Here is a 15,025-nt window from a genome sequence, read left to right on the forward strand (position 1 = left end):
GTCATGTCACTCGTCGAGTTCGAGAAGCAGCAGAAAATCTGAGCTGTTCAAGACACCACGCGGCCAGGAACACCAAAGCCCGCGTTGCGGCGGGTTTTGATTTGGTTTTTGGCTGGTGCCTGGTTGCGTTGTCGGGGGATTGTTTCGCTGGATCAGTACCTTTTGCTGCCCACCCTTGGGGTTATGAGCGCGCTGCGGTGCGTGCGTATAGAACTCGCTTCCGCGCATCGATTTTAGGTCGAACGGTCTTCTGCGAGAAGAAGGAGCCAGCTCGCAAAGATACGAACATCGGATATGATCGAGAGATTTATGTATTTTCGTGGGAATTTGGTTGCGGGGGCAGGATCTAATCTTCACTTGCGCCCCGAGCAAGTAAAGATGGTTGCGGGGACCGGCGTCGATCATAACTTGCGATCGACGCCGGTAAAGATGGTTGCGGGAGGGCGCACCCATCATAACTTGCTGTTTCGGGCCGCCGCATAGCAACCTTGCCAAGGTTGGAGTCAAGGGTTCGAATCCCTTCGCTCTCTTCAGATTTCTAAAGGAAATCAAAGGATTGAGTAAGGGCCATCTTCGGGTGGCCCTTCCCTTTTTGGGCTTGGCCAACACCTGGTCAACACGAATGACGCCTGAGCAGGCAGGACGGGATGATCGCCTGAACACCAGCCGGACGATGCCTCGGCGAGCCGAACTGATTCGAGTCCGTCTCCAATGCGCATTGCCCAACTGGCTCGGGCAGACAAGTGGACCCGCGTATCGTTTCAGGCCGGGCGAGTTCCTTCACCGCGACCAGCAACAGCCCGATGGACAGGAGGGCCGGAATGACGGGTACACTGCCGCCATGCCAGCGTTTTGTTTCGGCGCTGGGCTGGAGATGCCCATAAGGATCAGGGCGAGAACGGCGTTTTTGCCGGCGCGATTCCAAGTCTCGAAGACGTCCGACTCTTGGCTCAGGTAAGATGAGGTACATCACAGGCGCCCAATCCCCGAACGATATCGAGCGCGCTCAAGTTCGATCCTTAAGGCTGCCTTAAGCCTCGTATAGAAATGCGACCTGGAACCTCGGGTGATAACCATGCGCGTGCTGATAGTCGAAGATGATGCCGTCCTCAGAGACGGATTGACGGTGGGCCTTTCGATTGGCGGCTTCACCGCCGATGCGGTCAAAACCTGCGAAGAAGCCGGCGCAGCTCTCACGAACCATGAGTTCGATGCGCTGGTGCTTGACCTGATGCTTCCCGACGGTTCCGGCCTCGACGTGCTGAAATCCCTGCGGGAACGGCAGGACGCCACGCCCGTCCTCCTCCTGACTGCGCGTGATCAGGTCGCCGACCGGATTCACGGACTGGATGCGGGGGCCGACGACTATCTCGGCAAGCCGTTCGACCTCGACGAGGTCGCGGCGCGGCTGCGCGCGCTCGTCCGCCGTGCCGCTGGCCGGCCGCAGGCGCTTATCGAATGGCGCGGCCTGCGGCTCGATCCTGCAAACCAGAATGTCGAACACCAAGGCGAACCCATCCGCCTGTCGCGGCGCGAATACTCGATTTTGCATGCCCTCATGATCCATCCCGGCCGGATCCTGTCGCGGAGCCAGATCGAGGAGAAGCTTTACGGCTGGCAGGAGGAGGTCGAGAGCAATGCTGTCGAGGTCCACATCCATCATCTTCGCGGCAAGCTGGGACCGGGCATGATCCAGACCGTCCGTGGGATCGGCTATCGCCTCGGAGACGAACCGTGATGCCGTCGATCTCCAAACGGCTGTTCCTGATCCTCGCCCTGACCACCGGTCTCGTCTGGCTGTCGGCGGTCGTCTGGATTTTCCTTTCCACGCGCGCGGAGGTGGAACGGGTTCTCGACGCGCGGCTGATGGAAGCCGGCCGGATGGTTTCCTCATTGATCGTCAGCCAGGAGATCGCCATCGATCCGACGCAAACGATCACGTCCGATCTGCCGGTGCGCGGCCACAGCGCCTATGACCGCCAGCTTTCGTGCCAGATCTGGTCGCTGCAGGGGACATTGATCGGGCGATCGGATGCGGCGCCCGATCAAGCAATGTCGGAGCACACCGACGGGATCTCCGAAACCGTGATAAATGGTGAGCGGTGGCGGGTTTATGCAATCACCAATACCGAGCGCGGTGTTCGCGTTCTGGTCGGCGACAATCTGAGTATCCGTAACGGGTTGGTGAACGACGTCATCCGCGGTCTTCTCCTGCCGGTCCTGCTGATGTTGCCGGTTCTTGCTGTCCTGATCTGGCTCAGCGTCAGGCGCGGCCTTGAGCCGCTAAGGAAGATCGCAGGCGACCTGGAAGCACGACCCGCCTCCGACCTCAGCCCGATCGAGGACGTGCAGACCGCGAAGGAGATTGCGCCGGTCTTGCAGTCGCTCAACGGATTGTTTGCACGCGTGGCCGGGCTTCGGGAACGCGAGCGCAACTTCACCGCCTTTGCCGCCCACGAACTGCGCACGCCGTTGGCCGGCCTCAAGACGCAGGCGCAGGTCGCGCTTGCAAGCGGCGATGGCACGATCCGCGAGCAGGCATTGCGTCAGATCATGGTTGGCGTAGACCGCACCGGCCGGCTCGTTCGGCAATTGCTGGATATGTCGGCGGTTGAGGCGCTCGACCAGGGCGAGCGTAGTGGGAAGGTATGGCCCGGGAGTATACTGAGAGCGCTCGCGGACGAATTAGCAGATCCGACCAGGGGCGTTGCGGTCGAGGTTTCCCCTGATCTTGACCGCATCGAGCTGGACATCGAGCCGGATCTGTTCGCTCTTGCTGCCCGGAATCTGATGGAGAACGCTGTGAACCATTCGCCGCCCGGAGGCGTCGTCAGGTGTCGTGTGGCCGGCCCCGCCGAAGAGGGCCAGATGATCATCGAGGATGATGGTCCCGGTATCCCCGAGGAGGAGTTGGCCCGCGTCACCGAACGCTTCTTTCGCGGCCGCAACAAAGTACCGGTCGGCAGCGGTCTCGGTCTCGCGATCGTCGAACTGGCGCTCGGGCGGAGTGGTTGGCACCTACGACTTCAGAATCGCGATTGCGGAGGGCTGCAAGCGGTGATGGCGAACGCCGCGTGACCCGTTGCACATACATGGTGCGGGGCGCAGCCAACTCATCTTCAAGAAGATGGAGTGCCAGCAGGATGCGCCAACGCAGGGAGTGATCTTCTCGCCGCGCGACGAAGCTATCCCACCAAAAGATGCCCCATAGCCGGATCTGCTATCACAACCAGCGGGCTCCCGTCGCGAACGTTGTCGGCGAGGTGGATGACATCCTGATTGATCATCCGGATGCATCCTGATGAAACGGCCTGGCCGATGGTCCAGAATTCCGGGTTTCCGTGGATGCGATAGATCGTGTCCCGGTTTCCTTCATGAATGTAGAGGGCGCGTGCTCCAAGTGGATTTTTCAGCCCCGGGTCCATGCCGCCATTGGCGATTGAGTAGGGCTCTAACTCGGGTTGGCGCGCAACCATTTCATCGGGAGGTGTCCAGCGCGGCCATTCCCGCTTGTATGCGATATGACGCCCTCGACCAGCCCACGAAAAACCGTCCCTGCCGACACCCACACCGTATCGGGTTGCGCGGCCGTGAGGCTGAACGTGGTAGAGGTAACGGTTTGGCGTATCGACGATGACGATTCCGGCTCGTTCATCGGTTGGATAGTCGACTTCCGTCCGCCACCATTTCGGATCGACCTTGGAAACGTCGACTTCCGGGATCGGGAAGCGCTCGTTCGGCAGTGCGTAGTACATCGGGGGCGTCGGCGGCGGAGGAGGCATCGAGACCGGCTGCGCGACTTGCGGTGTTTGCCTCGTGGAAACGCATCCGGCGAGAGTCATTGCGCTGGCGCCAATGAGGAAAGCGCGTCGCGCGATTGCGGGTGTCGGTAGCTTGCTCACGTTTCGTACGCTCTCTGCTTTGCGATCAATCAGGCCGCACAGCACGATGCCCATCTTAAGAGCAGCTTAAGGTAAGCGCGGCCGAAGATAGCGAAGCGGCGGGGACTTCAGGCGCCGGCCTGCGGCTCAAGTGATCCGGCCGAACAGGTTTTCGATTGGGTGGGGGCACTTTGTTGGAAACGCGGGCTTGCGTCGCAGGCGAGGAGCACTTTTCCGCCCTTAAGCGGGCCTTAAGGAACGCCCGCTTTGCCGCCGGTCCTGTGAAGGAGACGAGGATGCGGACGCGACTTTTAAGAAACAACGCCGTAGCGTCCGCGGAAGGTGTTGGATGCGGCATCGATGCTGATGCTCGACGCAAGAATGACCAATGGACCCGCCGCGAGCTTCTGCTCGGGGGCCTGGTGGTGCCGGTAGGATTGTTGGCGACTCCCAGCGGGATGGCCGCCGCCAATCCGGCTGCAATGGTCACGGACGTCGCTTCCTACCGGGAGAGACTGGAGCAGATCGCACGAACACATAGCTTCGCGCTCATCGACATCCGTGCGGATTGGTGCGCGGTGTGCCACCGCATTGAGCGGGAAATCCTCGCCCACCCTGCTGTGCTGCAACACCTTGAGGCTGTCCCTCTCGTCAAGGTGGACGTCACGGCGATGGACGAGGGAAACCGCCAGCTCCTCTCCCACCTTCGAGCGAGCGGCCCGCCGACATTCTTCGTCGTGGATGCAGCCACCGGACAGGAATACAACGGCACCCGTTCGGTCGGACCGTTCAGCAGGCGCGATCTCATGCGGCGGTTGCGGCCGTTCACCCGATAGTCCGGAGTCAGGATAAACTGCCGTCGCATCTTCGGCTCAATGCGGTCCTTAAGACTGTCTTAAGCTCGGGAGAGTGCGCTCGCTTCAATATCCATGATCTGGAGCTTTGAGACCATGCACGATCGGCGCCTCTGCACACGTAGACCTCATCCTTTCGCTATGGGTAGGCCGCCGTTCCGCGGTGCATTGAGTCGGCGGACCTTGCTCTCGGGCCTGGCGGCGCTCGCTGCCGCCGGCTTTGCCATGCCCGTGCGTGCCGACGACATGTCAGCCGAGATGATCCTGAACGACCCGGAGGCGCCGGTCGGCGGCAACCCGAACGGCGACCTGACGATCGTCTCGTTCTTTGACTATAACTGTCCTTTCTGCAAGCGCACCGTCGAGCCGCTGAATACGGTGCTGGAATCGGACGGCAATGTGCGTCACGTCTACAAGGACTGGCCGATCCTCGCGCAGTCTTCGGTCTATGGCGCAAAGCTGGCGTTGGCGGCCGGGTATCAGAACCGCTACGAGGAAGCCTATCTGGCGTTGATGGGTATCGAAGGGTCGCGGGTGCCAGAAGAGCAGATGCGACAGGCATTGGAAGGTGCCGGCTTCGACACGGCGGGTCTCGAGACCGAAGCCAACCGCCGCGACGCCGAGATCACCGCCTTGCTTCAGCGCAATAACGCGCAGGCCGAGGGGCTCGGTCTGCGTGGCACGCCCGTGTTTCTGATCGGTCGGTTTCTCGTCGCCTCCGCCCTCGACGAGGACGGCTTCCGCCAGGTTGTCGCAGACGCTCGCGAAGCGTCTTGATGCATCCCGATCGCGATCATCCGAGTAATTTCATGTCCTCAATGCCCATACTCCGCCTCCTTGCTGGCCTGTTCTTCGTCTTCCTGTCGCTGCCCGCCGCGGCGCAACAGGAGGATCTCCTGCAAGCCGAGGAAGCCTTCCGTTTCTCGGTTGAGCGGAATGCGGATCAGCAGATCCAACTCCGGTGGGAAATCGAGGAAGGCTATTACCTCTATCGCGATCATCTGGAAGCGAAGGATGCCGCGACCGGCGAGCCGATCCCGCTGTCGACTGGACCGGGCGTCGTGGAGACAGAGGATGCCAACTTCGGTCCTTCGGAGGTCTATTATCTTGAAGCGGTGGCACGTCTCGGCACTGAAGCGCCCGGGCAGGTCGCAGTCACCTATCAGGGCTGCAAGAAGGATTCGATCTGCTATCCGCCGCTGACCCTGACGGTCAACACGGCAAACCTTCAGGTTTCCGAACCCGTTGTCGGCTTTGGCATAGGTCCAACTCCGGCCGCCCCTGCCGGAGGGACGGGAAACGGCGGCTTCAGCCTGGCTGAGGACACGCAGGACGGCGGCATGGTCGGCTCGCTTCTCGCCAGCGGCGGTGCGATCTGGGTGATCGTGAGTTTCCTCGCCTTCGGGCTGTTGCTCGCCTTCACGCCCTGCGTGCTGCCCATGTATCCGATCCTGAGCGCGACCCTGGCGCGCGAGGGCGAGGCATTGACGGCCCGGCGCGGCTTCATCCTGTCTTTGGCCTATGTGCTGGCAATGGCCGCAGCGTTTGGCCTGCTTGGCGTGGTTGCCGCGTGGTCCGGCCAAAACCTCCAGATGGTGCTGCAATCGCCCTACGCCATTGGCGCCGTCGCAGCGCTGTTCGTCGTGCTGGCGACGGCGATGTTCGGCCTGTTCGAACTGCAACTGCCGACCACCTGGGTCAGCCGGATGGCAGGGGTACAGGCCGGCACGCGCGGCTCGGTGGGCGGAGCCGCCGGAATGGGCTTCCTTTCCGCGCTGATCGTCGGTCCCTGCGTCACCGCGCCGCTCGCCGCGGCACTTCTCTATATCGCACATACGGGCGATGCCTGGATCGGCGCGAGTGCGCTGTTTGCCCTCGGGCTCGGCCAAGGCATTCCGCTGATCGCCTTTGGCACGATGGGGAGCCGCGCTCTGCCGCGTGCGGGGGCGTGGATGGTGCAGGTCAAATACGCGTTCGGCTTCGTCTTTCTCGGCGCGGCGATCTGGATGGTCTCCCGAATCCTGCCGCCGCAAGTGACGCTGGCGCTTTGGGCGGGCCTCCTCTTGATTGTTGCGGTCTTCATCGGCGTCGCTGATCGGCTCCTGGCCGATGCGGGTGCCTGGCCACGTTTCCGCAAAGCCGCCGGACTTGGGGTTTCCCTCGGCGGCGTCATCCTGGCGATCGGGGCGGCGTCGGGCGGGACCGACCCGCTACGTCCGCTCGCCCACTTCGTCATGACCGGTTCGGGCCAGCAGATCGCCCAGTCCGAGATGACATTCATCGAGGCAAACTCGACGCCGCAGGTCGAGCAAGCGATTGCCTCTGCCAACGGACGTCCGACATTGGTCTATTTCACGGCCGACTGGTGCGTCATCTGCAAGACGATCGAACGCGACGTCTTTTCGAGCACGGAAATCGTTGCCGCACTGAACGACTTCCAGCGTGTCAAGGTGGATCTGACCGGACTGGATGAGGCCAGTCAGGGTCTGATGCGCGATCTTGCTGTGGTCGGCCCACCGACCATGATCTTCTTCAACCGAAATGCCTCGGAGGCAAACGGCTCCCGCCTCATCGGCGATGTGACAACCGATACGTTGCTGACATCGGTCTCTCAGGCGAGGCAGTGAGATGAACGCAGTCGCCATCGGGCCTTTCGTCTTCGCACCCGACCGCTTCGCCGCGATCCTCGCCATCGCCGCCTTTCTCCTGCTGAGCGAGATCCTCGCCCGCAAGGTCGATCAGCGCTTTTCGTCCTGGGCCTGGGGCGCGACCGTCGCTTTCGTGGTCGGCGCGCGCGTCGGGCACGTCATCCAGCACGCGAGCAGTTTCCTCGCCGAGCCGCTGCGCGTATTCTACATGTGGCAGGGCGGCTTCATGATCGAAGCCGGCATTGCGCTGGCGTTCGCCTACACGTTCTTTCGCTTCCGGCGCGAATTGCGGCTCACATTGTGGACGGCCCTGCCGAGCGCCGCTGCGGCCTATGTCGCGTTCTTCGTACTGCAGCTCAGCGCCGGCGTGCCGGCGACACCGCTGCCGACCGGAGACATCTACCGCACGCTGGCCGGAGAACGGTTCAATCCAAGTGAACTCGAAGGTCAACCTGTGGTCATCAACCTGTGGGCGACGTGGTGCCCGCCCTGCCGCCGTGAAATGCCGATGATGGCGGACGTTGCCGCAAATACGGACGCTGCCGAACTTGTCTTCGTCAACCAAGGTGAAGGCCAGGAGATCATTCAGCGCTACCTCACAGCCGAGAATCTTGAGCTTGAGCATGTGGTGCTCGACGGACTCGGTGAGTTCGGTCGTCATTACGAGGTACCGGGCCTGCCGGCTACGTTGTTCCTCAAGAGCGACGGGACGCTGCAATCGGTACACATGGGCGAGATCTCAAGAGAAGCCCTCGTGAGCGGCATTCAAGGTCTCGAATAGCCGCCGCAGGTCCGGCACGGCTGGCTTTTGCTGACGACCGTGACGAAGCTGCGACCATCCTCATGATGTTTTGTCATGCAATCCTCATTGAGCCTGCCATTCTCGGACGCTATTGGGCAAGGCAACAGGTCTTAGGGCCTTTGATCGAGACGAGCCTTAATTGTCTCCATCTGCTCGATCTCGCTGCGCTGGGCTGCGATGATTTCTTCGCAAAGCGTCAGCAATTCAGCATCGCGCAGGTCTGCTTCCCGGCACATGAGGATCGCGCCCGAGTGGTGCGGGATCATCGAATCGATGAACTGCCCGTCACCGATCAGGGTTTGGCTTCGTGTGGCTGCGAATGAGGCGATCGTCAAGACGAGGAAGACGGCGTAGAGGGTGATATTGAGCCCTTTTCGCGGAAACATGCCGGGCATCGTTGCCAGCATGAAGATGCCCATCGGCGCCCACATGGTCACGGCCATGTAGAACATGTTGAGATTGTTTCGGAAATCTTGAAATCCGTCGATCATCGAGAACATGACGACGTACATGACGATCAGGCCGAGCGCCATGTTGATCCAGAACATCAGGTAGGGACGTCCTTCGCCGTGATCGGCGTGTTCGTGCTTGCCATTATGGGACGATTGGGTCATCTCGTGGCTCCTTGGTTTTCGCTTAATGTCCGAGACCGATGCCCATGGGCTTGAGTAGCATCCAGATCGCCATTCCGACCATCATCAGGTTCTCCGTCAGCGAGACGAAGCCGAGCGGAACGTTGCTGTCACCGCCAACGCAGGCGCATTTGAGTTCGCGCTTGTCGATATAGACCGCCTTGAAGACCGATACGGCTCCGACAGTGCCGATGAAGAGGGCAACGGGGATCGACAGCCACATCAGCGCGCCGGCCATCATCAGGATGCCCGCCAGCGCTTCGGCGAACGGATAGACGTAGGAGTAGCGCACCCAGCGCTGGGCGAACAGATCGTAGTTGAGGAACATGGTAGCGAAGCTTTCCACGTCCTTGAGCTTCTGCAGGGCGAGCAGACACATGGCGATGGCAATGAACCATTCTGCCGCCGCAACGGTCGCAAGGGTACCGAACGCGGCCCAACTCGTCGCTAGCGCCATCAACGCAGCCATCGCGAACAACGCGATCACCGGCGTATAGGTGGTGGCGTCCTTGTCCTTTACCTCCTTGCCGAAGAAGGCGAGAAGATCGTCGTAGCCGCCGATGCGATTGCCGCCGATAAAGGTCTGCGGTGTGGTGTCGACGCCGTGCGTTTTCTTGAAAGCATCGATCTCGGCGCGCGACGTCAGCTCATGATCGTTGACCTCGTAGCCCTGCCGTTTCAGGAGGTCGAGCGATTTGAGACCGTAGGGACAGGTATGTTCGTGGGTCACCATCCTGTGCAGGTCGGCGCGTTTTGCGGTGGAAGTGGCCATGTCGTCAGTCCTTCGATTTCAGAGTTTTGCTTTTGCGAACACCTCGACCAACTCGCTGAATTTGCGGCGTTGCGCGTCCGCATCACCTGCCGCTATCGCTTCCTCGACACAGCAAGCGGCGTGGGTCTTGAGGATTTCGGTCTCGACCTTGGCCAGCGCCGCCTTGATGGCGTGGATCTGATGCAGGATATCGATGCAGTAACGGTCATCGGCCACCATCTGGCTGACCCCTCGCACCTGTCCTTCGATTCGCTTGAGCCTCGCGCGGAGGGCTTTGTTGTCCTTCTGGCACATGGCCGTAAAATACCCCGTATGGGTATATTTAAGGTTCGAGAGCCATCTTGGTTCCCTCCGATCAAAAAATCTCGCCGGCGCTTTCTGTCTGCTTTGCACCATTGTCGCGATCATCAGTGGGGTTGACCTTCCAATGGTTGGAACCCTCATCTTGGAGGGCCAAACGAAGGAGATGGACATGAAGATCAGAGCCGAGAATCTGATCGCCGCAGTTGGAGAGCTTCGGGTCGGGTTGCTTGCGGTCAGGGATCTGGCCGATACGCTGTTATCCCTGGTCGAGGCCCGCGGACGCATCACCATTTTCGAAACAGGGTTCCAGACGTGGTTCAGCGTCCACGCGAGCCGTTTGCCTTGACCGAAGGCGCACCGATGGGGCGCTTGTCGCCTTCGCGGTGGCAACCGTCCTCGTGCTGATGACCGGCAAAGGAAAAGGGCGGAATTGATCCGCCCTTCACCGTCTCATTGGCTGCGCTTGGCCAGCCATTCCTGCATCTGCGCGATTTCCGCCTCCTGGGCGGAGATGACCTCCTCAGCAAGTGCTCGCACCTCGGGGTCTGATCCGTGTTCGAGAACGACACGAGCCATGTCGATGGCGCCCTGGTGATGGGGGATCATGCCGCGCATGAAATCCTCATCCGCATCGCCCGTAAACTCGATCGCCATATCGGCATGCATCTTGTCGTTGACTTGCTGGTAGGCGCGAATGACAGGGTTATCCGAAGGCGCGGTGGCGCCGTGTCCGGCATGTTCGCCGTGATTCATGGTCGCTCCTTGGCCTTGCTCGTCCATCTGAGACTGTGCGTAGGCGAGTCCGCCAGCAATGACGAACGCGCCGGCAATGAAGATCGGGGTGAGCTTGTTCATGACACAGCTCCTGGTCAGTTTACAGTTGCAGGATAGCCGGCTTCTTCGAGAACCTGCTGAATAGCCCCCGCACTAGCAGTCGTCTCAACCTTGACCGCCCGCGCCTCCGGATTCGTCTCCACCCTGGCGGTGGGGTCGACTGACTGGATCGCCTTGGTGACGGATTTTGCGCAGCCACCGCAGGTCATGTTCTCGATTCTGAGTTCCATGAGAATTCTCCTTGTTTGGTCTCACGTTGCCAAATGTGGGGCTTCCAACCATGGGAAGGTCAATGGCGATTTTTCTCTGTTTGTCCTCTTGACCTTCCCATGGTTGGAAACCCCATCTTCTGTCCGAACTGGAATTTCGGGACAAAAAAGGAGGCGGCTATGAATGCCCCCGTTCGAGCAACAGACCTGTCTGGAACGATATCACTCCCCATTGAGGGGATGACCTGTGCATCCTGCGTAGGTCGTGTCGAAAGAGCCCTCAAGGCCGTGCCTGGCGTCGCCGATGCGGTCGTCAATCTGGCGACCGAAAAGGCGAGCATCACCACGAACGCTGCGGTCGATCCTGCCACTCTCGTCAAGGCCGTGGAGGATGTAGGCTATGAGGTTGCGGCAAGCTTCTCCGCGCCGACGGCAGCCTCGCTTGAAGTGGCGATCGAGGGCATGACCTGCGCATCCTGCGTGGGACGCGTCGAAAAGGCGCTCAAGGCCGTACCCGGCGTCACTAATGCCGTCGTCAACCTCGCGACCGAGAAGGCCACGATCCAGGGCAGCGCCGATGCGGCGGATTTGGTGGCTGCCATCGAGGGCGCGGGATACGACGCCAGGGTGATCGCCACGGCGGCAGGAACCAGCCAGGGCGAGACGGATGATCGTACCGAAAAGAAGGAAGCGGAACGTCGTGAACTGACCCGCGATTTCACCATCGCGGCGGTGCTGACGGTGCCTGTCTTCATCCTGGAGATGGGCTCACACGTCATTCCGGGCATGCATGACCTGATCGCTTCAACCATCGGCATGCAGACGAACTGGTATATCCAGTTCGTGTTGACGACCATCGTCCTGTTCGTTCCGGGTATCCGCTTTTACGACAAGGGGCTGCCCGCCCTGTGGCGGCTCGCCCCCGACATGAACTCGCTGGTCGCGGTCGGCACGCTCGCCGCCTATGGCTATTCGCTGGTCGCGACCTTCGCGCCCGGTTTCCTGCCTGCCGGAACGGTGAACGTCTATTTCGAGGCTGCCGCCGTCATCGTGACGCTGATCCTGCTCGGCCGTTTGCTGGAGGCTCGTGCCAAGGGACGCACCTCCGAGGCGATCAAGCGTCTCGTCGGCCTTCAGGCCAAGATGGCGCGCGTGCGCAGGGACGGCAAGACGATCGAACTGCCGATCGACGCCGTGCTGTCGGGAGACATCGTCGAGGTTCGTCCCGGCGATCGCATCCCGGTGGATGGCGAGGTCATCGAAGGCCAGAGCTATGTCGACGAATCGATGATCACGGGCGAACCGATCCCGGTGTCCAAAACGAATGGCAGCGAGGTCGTGGCCGGAACGGTGAACCAGAAGGGCGCCTTTGCCATCCGTGCGACGGCGGTCGGCGGCAACACGGTGCTGTCGCAGATCATCCGCATGGTCGAGGAAGCGCAAGGCTCAAAGCTACCGATCCAGGCGCTGGTCGACAAGGTCACGATGTATTTTGTGCCGGCGGTGTTTGCGGTAGCGATCCTCACCTTCGCCGCATGGATGTGGTTCGGCCCGTCGCCCGCGCTGACCTTCGCTCTGGTCAATGCCGTCGCCGTCCTGATCATCGCCTGCCCCTGCGCCATGGGTCTGGCGACGCCGACCTCGATCATGGTGGGCACGGGCCGCGGTGCGGAACTGGGCGTGCTCTTCCGCAAGGGCGAAGCGTTGCAGCTGCTCAAGGACGCCAGGGTCGTCGCCGTCGACAAGACGGGCACACTGACCGAAGGCAAGCCTGCGCTCACCGATCTGGAACTGGCCATCGGATTCAACCGGGCAAATGTCCTCGGTTTGGTTGCGGCCGTCGAAGCGAAGTCGGAGCATCCGATCGCCCGTGCGATCGTGGATGCGGCCGCCGGGGAGGACATCCCGCTGCCGGCCGTGTCGGACTTCGAGTCGGTGACGGGTTTCGGCGTCAAGGCCATGGTCGGCGGCAGCCAAGTCGAAATTGGCGCTGACCGCTACATGGCAGACCTCGGCCACGACGTAGCTGCCTTCGCCAAGATTGCCGAACGTCTCGGCAATGAGGGCAAGTCACCGCTCTATGCCGCCATCGACGGCAAGCTCGCGGCGATTATCGCCGTGGCCGATCCGATCAAGGAGACGACGCCCGCAGCGATCAAGGCGCTGCACGATCTCGGCCTCAAGGTCGCGATGATCACCGGCGACAATGCCCGCACGGCAAAAGCCATCGCGGCTCGGCTGGGGATCGACGAGGTGGTGGCGGAAGTGCTGCCGGACGGCAAGGTCGACGCTGTACGCCGCCTCAAAGCCCAGCATGGCAAGGTCGCTTTCGTCGGCGATGGCATCAACGACGCTCCGGCGCTGGCCGAAGCGGATGTGGGCCTTGCCATCGGCACGGGTACGGACATTGCCATCGAGGCAGCCGACGTGGTGCTGATGTCGGGCAGCCTGCAAGGCGTGCCGAACGCGATCGCACTGTCCAAGGCGACGATCGGCAACATCCGGCAGAACCTGTTCTGGGCCTTTGCCTACAACACGGCTCTGATCCCCGTTGCCGCCGGTCTGCTCTATCCGGCCTACGGCATCCTGCTGTCGCCGGTCTTTGCCGCCGGCGCGATGGCCCTGTCGAGCGTCTTCGTCCTCGGCAACGCGCTGAGGCTCAAGACCTTCCGCGCGCCCGCGCAGGCGGAAAGCGGCGCAGTCCGGCCCCGTCAGCCTGAACTTGCGCCTGCGGAATGAGAAACAGGCGAGCCTGCTTCGGCAGGCTCGCCACATGTAAAGGAATGAAGCGATGACCAATACGGGAACTCCGTCAGTGGTGCTGTATACCACGCCAACCTGCCCCGATTGCCATGCCGTCAAGCGATGGCTTGCTGACCAGGGTGTCCCATTCGAAGAGCGTGACCTGTCAGATCCGCAGATCGCCGAAGAGGCGAAAGCGCGGACCGGCGTGCGCGTTGCCCCGATCACGATTGTCAACGAACAGGTCTTCTATGGCACCTTTGCTGACCAGAAACCTCGTCTGGCGGAAGCCCTGTCATCGGGCGCCGCCTGAGGGAGATTGTCATGGGAAGACAAATCGAAATTCGGCAGGCGGGGCGCATCATCGACGTGCCGGATGGCCGAACCATTCTGGAGAGAGCGCTAGAAGAAGGGATCGCATATCCTCATGGATGCCGTTCGGGCCGCTGCGGCTCGTGCAAGTCCCGACTGGTCAGCGGCGAGGTCGATCTTCTGCCGCACACGCGCTTTGCCCTGACGGACGATGAGCGGTCTCAGGGACTGATCCTTGCATGCCGCGCGCAGCCGCTCACGGATTGCACGGTCGCATGGCTCGATGAGGAGGAAGAACAGCTTGATCTTCCCGTCCGCACCTATCGCACGCGGGTTGTCGCGATCGATGACGCAACCCACGACATCCGGCAAATCAGGCTGGAGGTCGAAACGGGAGAGGCCGTCGCGTTCAAGGCGGGCCAGTATGCGCAGGTGACGTTCGATGGCGTTCCGGCGCGCGACTATTCGATGGCGAACCAGCCGGGTCGAGACCATCTCGAATTCCACATCAGGCATGTGCCCGGTGGAGCGACGAGCGAACACGTCGCCAGGTCACTCAAGGTCGGCGACGAGGTTTCGGTTCGCGGGCCGCTCGGCAGTTCGTTTCTGCGCGAACAGCATACGGGTCCAATTCTGGCGGTCGCCGGCGGATCGGGACTGGCGCCGATCAAGTCGATTGTCGAAACGGCGCTGGCAAGCGGCCTGCGGCAGCCGATCCATCTCTATTTCGGGGCACGGACGGAACGTGATCTCTATCTCGTCGATCATTTCAGTCTTCTGGCGAGCACCTACGACAACCTCACCTTCATGCCCGTGCTTTCGGAGGTGAGCCGATCCGATCACTTCCGAACCGGCCTGGTAACGGATGCGATCGTGAGTGACGTGCAGGACCTCAATGGCTGGAAGGCATATATGGCCGGACCGCCTGCCATGATCGATGCTTCCGGCATCATGCTTCGCGAACTGGGCTTGCGCGGCGAGGACATACATGCGGACGTGTTTTTTACGCCCGAAGAAGCGCCTACATAAGTCGAAG

The 15,025-nt window shown here is 61.4% G+C and carries 16 protein-coding genes and 1 tRNA gene; 11 read left to right on the forward strand and 6 right to left on the reverse strand.

Annotated elements, in window-relative coordinates:
• Window positions 1-439: 439 nt before the first annotated feature.
• The 3 genes from OHI65_RS01450 (at window position 440) to OHI65_RS01460 (ending at window position 3,078) form a co-directional block, all read left to right on the forward strand.
• Window positions 440-530, forward strand: a tRNA-OTHER gene (locus OHI65_RS01450).
• Window positions 531-1,075: 545 nt separating this feature from the next.
• Window positions 1,076-1,738 carry a response regulator transcription factor gene (locus tag OHI65_RS01455; protein WP_012092695.1) on the forward strand — a complete coding sequence of 221 codons (663 nt, stop codon included), beginning with the start codon at window positions 1,076-1,078 and terminating at the stop codon, window positions 1,736-1,738.
• Entirely contained in the window at window positions 1,738-3,078 is a 1,341-nt protein-coding gene (locus tag OHI65_RS01460) for an ATP-binding protein (protein WP_012092694.1), read from the forward strand. Before OHI65_RS01455 ends, OHI65_RS01460 begins: the two co-directional genes overlap by 1 nt.
• A 107-nt stretch (window positions 3,079-3,185) precedes the next feature.
• Here the strand turns inward: OHI65_RS01460 and OHI65_RS01465 are convergent, their stop codons facing one another.
• On the reverse strand, window positions 3,186-3,842 hold the full coding sequence (locus OHI65_RS01465) for a L,D-transpeptidase (RefSeq protein ID WP_109707754.1): 657 nt from the start codon (window positions 3,840-3,842) through the stop codon (window positions 3,186-3,188).
• A gap of 335 nt (window positions 3,843-4,177) precedes the next feature.
• On the opposite strand from OHI65_RS01465, the gene OHI65_RS01470 reads away from it, so the two are divergent.
• The 4 genes from OHI65_RS01470 to OHI65_RS01485 all read left to right on the forward strand — a co-directional run bounded on the left by OHI65_RS01470 (window position 4,178) and on the right by OHI65_RS01485 (window position 8,164).
• Window positions 4,178-4,717 (forward strand): thioredoxin family protein, encoded by a 540-nt coding sequence (locus OHI65_RS01470; RefSeq protein ID WP_012092692.1) that lies wholly within the window; start codon window positions 4,178-4,180, stop codon window positions 4,715-4,717.
• Window positions 4,718-4,903: 186 nt separating this feature from the next.
• Window positions 4,904-5,512, forward strand: coding sequence for a DsbA family protein (locus tag OHI65_RS01475; RefSeq protein ID WP_037092232.1), 609 nt, complete (start codon window positions 4,904-4,906; stop codon window positions 5,510-5,512).
• On the forward strand, window positions 5,512-7,362 hold the full coding sequence (gene dsbD / locus OHI65_RS01480; protein ID WP_012092690.1) for a protein-disulfide reductase DsbD: 1,851 nt from the start codon (window positions 5,512-5,514) through the stop codon (window positions 7,360-7,362). The genes OHI65_RS01475 and dsbD overlap by 1 nt, the downstream gene beginning before the upstream one ends.
• Before the next feature lies 1 nt (window position 7,363).
• Window positions 7,364-8,164 (forward strand): TlpA disulfide reductase family protein, encoded by an 801-nt coding sequence (locus OHI65_RS01485; RefSeq protein WP_012092689.1) that lies wholly within the window; start codon window positions 7,364-7,366, stop codon window positions 8,162-8,164.
• A 131-nt stretch (window positions 8,165-8,295) separates the two neighbouring features.
• Here OHI65_RS01485 and OHI65_RS01490 read toward each other — a convergent pair whose 3' ends face one another.
• From OHI65_RS01490 to OHI65_RS01500, 3 genes are read right to left on the reverse strand one after another with little or no spacing between them, the layout of a single operon-like run.
• On the reverse strand, window positions 8,296-8,799 hold the full coding sequence (locus tag OHI65_RS01490; protein ID WP_012092688.1) for a DUF305 domain-containing protein: 504 nt from the start codon (window positions 8,797-8,799) through the stop codon (window positions 8,296-8,298).
• Between the two features lie 22 nt (window positions 8,800-8,821).
• Complete coding sequence (locus OHI65_RS01495; protein ID WP_012092687.1) at window positions 8,822-9,589, reverse strand: glutaredoxin family protein; 768 nt, start codon at window positions 9,587-9,589, stop codon at window positions 8,822-8,824.
• Between the two features lie 18 nt (window positions 9,590-9,607).
• Complete coding sequence (locus OHI65_RS01500; protein ID WP_028034411.1) at window positions 9,608-9,883, reverse strand: metal-sensitive transcriptional regulator; 276 nt, start codon at window positions 9,881-9,883, stop codon at window positions 9,608-9,610.
• A gap of 178 nt (window positions 9,884-10,061) precedes the next feature.
• Between OHI65_RS01500 and OHI65_RS01505 the strand changes: the two genes are divergently transcribed.
• Window positions 10,062-10,238: a hypothetical protein gene (locus OHI65_RS01505; RefSeq protein WP_156122387.1), complete on the forward strand. Its 177-nt coding sequence runs from the start codon at window positions 10,062-10,064 to the stop codon at window positions 10,236-10,238.
• 104 nt (window positions 10,239-10,342) lie between these two features.
• Here the strand turns inward: OHI65_RS01505 and OHI65_RS01510 are convergent, their stop codons facing one another.
• Together OHI65_RS01510 and OHI65_RS01515 are read right to left on the reverse strand one after the other, a co-directional pair.
• Complete coding sequence (locus tag OHI65_RS01510) at window positions 10,343-10,747, reverse strand: DUF305 domain-containing protein (protein WP_012092685.1); 405 nt, start codon at window positions 10,745-10,747, stop codon at window positions 10,343-10,345.
• 14 nt (window positions 10,748-10,761) lie between these two features.
• Window positions 10,762-10,956, reverse strand: coding sequence for a heavy-metal-associated domain-containing protein (locus OHI65_RS01515; RefSeq protein WP_012092684.1), 195 nt, complete (start codon window positions 10,954-10,956; stop codon window positions 10,762-10,764).
• Window positions 10,957-11,115: 159 nt separating this feature from the next.
• Here OHI65_RS01515 and OHI65_RS01520 point away from each other — a divergent pair, with 159 nt between their 5' ends.
• Genes OHI65_RS01520 through OHI65_RS01530 form a run of 3 tightly spaced genes read left to right on the forward strand, consistent with a single transcriptional unit; the run spans window position 11,116 to window position 15,018 of the window.
• A complete protein-coding gene (locus OHI65_RS01520; RefSeq protein WP_012092683.1) occupies window positions 11,116-13,674 on the forward strand; it encodes a heavy metal translocating P-type ATPase in 2,559 nt (852 codons plus the stop codon).
• A 52-nt stretch (window positions 13,675-13,726) separates the two neighbouring features.
• A complete protein-coding gene (locus OHI65_RS01525; protein ID WP_012092682.1) occupies window positions 13,727-13,990 on the forward strand; it encodes a glutaredoxin family protein in 264 nt (87 codons plus the stop codon).
• An 11-nt stretch (window positions 13,991-14,001) separates the two neighbouring features.
• Window positions 14,002-15,018 carry a 2Fe-2S iron-sulfur cluster-binding protein gene (locus tag OHI65_RS01530; protein ID WP_012092681.1) on the forward strand — a complete coding sequence of 339 codons (1,017 nt, stop codon included), beginning with the start codon at window positions 14,002-14,004 and terminating at the stop codon, window positions 15,016-15,018.
• Window positions 15,019-15,025: the final 7 nt, after the last annotated feature.

The organism is Brucella sp. MAB-22, from assembly GCF_025908475.1.
In the GTDB taxonomy this organism is placed as follows: Bacteria; Pseudomonadota; Alphaproteobacteria; order Rhizobiales; family Rhizobiaceae; genus Brucella; species Brucella anthropi.

Coding starts and splice junctions, on each gene's coding strand:
- OHI65_RS01515 (WP_012092684.1), bottom strand. CDS start 10,956: ATGGAACTCAGAATCGAGAACATGACCTGCGGTGGCTGCGCAAAATCC.
- OHI65_RS01505 (WP_156122387.1), top strand. CDS start 10,062: ATGAAGATCAGAGCCGAGAATCTGATCGCCGCAGTTGGAGAGCTTCGG.
- OHI65_RS01525 (WP_012092682.1), top strand. CDS start 13,727: ATGACCAATACGGGAACTCCGTCAGTGGTGCTGTATACCACGCCAACC.
- OHI65_RS01520 (WP_012092683.1), top strand. CDS start 11,116: ATGAATGCCCCCGTTCGAGCAACAGACCTGTCTGGAACGATATCACTC.
- OHI65_RS01510 (WP_012092685.1), bottom strand. CDS start 10,747: ATGAACAAGCTCACCCCGATCTTCATTGCCGGCGCGTTCGTCATTGCT.
- OHI65_RS01530 (WP_012092681.1), top strand. CDS start 14,002: ATGGGAAGACAAATCGAAATTCGGCAGGCGGGGCGCATCATCGACGTG.
- dsbD (WP_012092690.1), top strand. CDS start 5,512: ATGCATCCCGATCGCGATCATCCGAGTAATTTCATGTCCTCAATGCCC.
- OHI65_RS01495 (WP_012092687.1), bottom strand. CDS start 9,589: ATGGCCACTTCCACCGCAAAACGCGCCGACCTGCACAGGATGGTGACC.
- OHI65_RS01465 (WP_109707754.1), bottom strand. CDS start 3,842: ATGACTCTCGCCGGATGCGTTTCCACGAGGCAAACACCGCAAGTCGCG.
- OHI65_RS01500 (WP_028034411.1), bottom strand. CDS start 9,883: ATGTGCCAGAAGGACAACAAAGCCCTCCGCGCGAGGCTCAAGCGAATC.
- OHI65_RS01460 (WP_012092694.1), top strand. CDS start 1,738: ATGCCGTCGATCTCCAAACGGCTGTTCCTGATCCTCGCCCTGACCACC.
- OHI65_RS01470 (WP_012092692.1), top strand. CDS start 4,178: ATGCGGACGCGACTTTTAAGAAACAACGCCGTAGCGTCCGCGGAAGGT.
- OHI65_RS01485 (WP_012092689.1), top strand. CDS start 7,364: ATGAACGCAGTCGCCATCGGGCCTTTCGTCTTCGCACCCGACCGCTTC.
- OHI65_RS01490 (WP_012092688.1), bottom strand. CDS start 8,799: ATGACCCAATCGTCCCATAATGGCAAGCACGAACACGCCGATCACGGC.
- OHI65_RS01455 (WP_012092695.1), top strand. CDS start 1,076: ATGCGCGTGCTGATAGTCGAAGATGATGCCGTCCTCAGAGACGGATTG.